We start from the raw sequence: 2,358 nt of genomic DNA, 5'->3' as shown, positions 1-2,358 counted from the left end.
GCCATGTCGATGTCGTCGACCGATGGGGCAACTTTGTGTCCGCGACGCCCAGTGGTGGCTGGCTGCAGAGTTCACCGGTGATCCCCACGTTGGGCTTTCCGCTTGGCACCCGGGCGCAAATGTTCTACCTGGAACCCGATTTGCCCAACTCGCTCCGTCCGGGGATTCGGCCACGCACCACGCTGTCTCCGTCCCTCGCCTTACGAGACGCCGAGCCGTGGCTTGCCTTCGGGACGCCAGGAGGCGATCAGCAGGACCAGTGGCAGGTCAACTTCTTCCTGGATCTCGTTCATGGCCCGTCGTCGAATCTGCAGCAAGCCATCGATGCGCCGATGTTCCACACAAGCCACTTCCCTTCCTCGTTCTATCCGCGGGGGGCCCATCCCGGTGAGGTGCTGATCGAGGATCGCGTGGATGCCGAGGTGCTTGAGGAGTTGCGGCGGCGTGGCCACCGGGTGGTGCTGACCGGGCCCTGGTCATTGGGTCGGTTGAGCGCGGTGGCGAAGGAGGGCGCTGTGCTCAAGGCCGCGGCGAACCCACGCGGAGCCCAGGGCTACGCCGTCGGCCGATGACGCTGTGCGCCTAGTTAAGTTGCCTAGATGAGTTATTCCAAGGGGTCAGTGGTCGTAGGCGGTCAGTGATCGTTTGATCTGGGCGCCGATGTTGTCGTTGTGCCAGATGGCGGCGGTGAGGGCCAAGATGCGTTGCCAGACGCGGGTGATGACGCCGGCGCGGGTGCGTCCGCCATGGCGTTCGAGGTCGAGTTGTCCCTTGAGGGTGTCGTTGATCGATTCGATGGTTTGACGCAGCGGCTTGAAGAACCGGGCGCCTGGGCGTTCGGCCTCGCCGCTGCGGGCTGGGCGTAACAGGTGGATGCCGGCCTCGGGCAGGGCGGCTTCGAACTGGGCCCCGAAGTAGTTCTTGTCCCCGATCACGATCTGTGCGGGCCGCGCGGTCAGGCTGGAGTCGGCGTGCAGGATGTCGAGCAGGACCTCCCGTTCGTCGGCCTTGGCGCCGGTGAGCGCGAAGCCGACCGGCAGCCCGTGCAGGGTGCACAACAGGTGCAGCCGCAGCCCCCAGAAGTAACGGGAATGGGAGGCGCAGTAGCCGTACTCGGCCCACCCCGCCAGATCCGAACGCTTCACCGTCTCCCTGGATCGGGCGCACTCCACCGGCGTCGAGTCGACCACCCACACGTCATCGGTCCACACGCTGGTGTCGCGGGCCAGTACCCCGATCAGCCAGTTCATCGTGGCGGCCAGGGCACGCAGGCGCTTGTTGTAGCCGGGCTGCTGGGGCAGATACGGGAACAGGGCGTGCAGATGAGCGCGGGCGTAGCGCAGCCAACGGGACTCGCTGGCATGACCGAGCAGTGCCTGCATCACCGCCAGCGTCACCAGCTCGGCGTCGCTGATCTTCGGCGCGATCCCGACCCTGGGACGACACGGAGATCGTCCCGGCTCGGACTTCAGCAGATCATCCACGCGCACGTAAAGTGCAGTCGCGAGGGTGTCCAGGTCAGCGTCCACGATGAGCCTCCTGCTCGACGTCGGGTTAGCAACGCCGATCATGGACACCCTCGCGCCCTAATCACACACGCCACACCAGTCACACGGCTTGGAATTACTCATCTAGGGTTGTCGCATGTTCGCGCTGGTCATCGACACCTCGTCGGCGGCCGTCACCGCCGGTGTGGTGGACCTCGCGAACGGCGTGCGGGTGCTCGCCCAACGGGTCACCCTTGACGCCCGCGCGCACGGCGAACTGCTGGCGCCCTCGATCAGAGCCAGTCTCGACGATGCGGGCCGGACCGTCGCCGAACTGACCGCGGTCGTCGTCGGTGTCGGCCCGGGGCCGTTCACCGGGCTGCGGGTCGGCCTGGTGAGCGCGGCCGCCATCGCCCATGCGTGCGGGATTCCCGCTTACGGGGTGTGCTCGTTGGATGCGATCGCCGCGGCAACCGATTGCGACGGCCCGCTGTTGGTGGCCGCGGACGCCCGCCGAAAAGAGGTCTACTGGGCCAGTTACCTCGCTGGGCTACGACAGGGCGAGCCAGCGGTAAGCAGGGCCGCGGACGTGGTCGTCGAGGTCGAGGCCATGGTCGGTGCCGGTGCCAGGATGTTCGCCGACGTGTTCGGATTCCCTTTGCTGCAGGTCGATTTCCCCACCGTGGCCGGTCTGGCCGCGGGCGCGGCCGACCGGGTTCGTGCGAAGGCACCGAGCGAACCGCTCACGCCGCTGTACCTGCGGCGACCGGATGCGGTGGCGCTCGGAGAGCGAAAGCCGGTCACGCAATGACGACCGTGACGCTTCGGCGGATGACGATCGATGACATTGACGTGCTGTTGCCGTTTGAAG

At 66.7% G+C, this 2,358-nt stretch carries 3 protein-coding genes; 2 read left to right on the top strand and 1 reads right to left on the bottom strand.

The window, feature by feature from the left end; translation table 11 throughout:
* The coding region (locus VIM26_RS13375; protein ID WP_331951959.1) for a gamma-glutamyltransferase at nt 1–572 on the top strand (572 nt) is incomplete at its 5' end.
* Nucleotides 573–617: 45 nt separating this feature from the next.
* On the opposite strand, the gene VIM26_RS13370 is transcribed toward VIM26_RS13375, so the two are convergent.
* Complete coding sequence (locus tag VIM26_RS13370) at nt 618–1,529, bottom strand: IS982 family transposase (RefSeq protein ID WP_331951957.1); 912 nt, start codon at nt 1,527–1,529, stop codon at nt 618–620.
* A gap of 115 nt (nt 1,530–1,644) precedes the next feature.
* Here VIM26_RS13370 and tsaB point away from each other — a divergent pair, with 115 nt between their 5' ends.
* Nucleotides 1,645–2,298 (top strand): tRNA (adenosine(37)-N6)-threonylcarbamoyltransferase complex dimerization subunit type 1 TsaB, encoded by a 654-nt coding sequence (gene tsaB, locus VIM26_RS13365; RefSeq protein ID WP_331951956.1) that lies wholly within the window; start codon nt 1,645–1,647, stop codon nt 2,296–2,298.
* The last annotated feature ends 60 nt before the right edge of the window (nt 2,299–2,358 follow it).

The organism is Pengzhenrongella sp. (assembly GCF_036565025.1).
In the GTDB taxonomy this organism is placed as follows: domain Bacteria; phylum Actinomycetota; class Actinomycetes; order Actinomycetales; family Cellulomonadaceae; genus Pengzhenrongella.
This window is presented reverse-complemented; position numbering and strand designations above follow the sequence as displayed.

What these genes read in the sequence shown, in the direction of transcription:
- tsaB (WP_331951956.1), top strand. Translation starts at nt 1,645, where the DNA reads ATGTTCGCGCTGGTCATCGACACCTCGTCGGCGGCCGTCACCGCCGGT.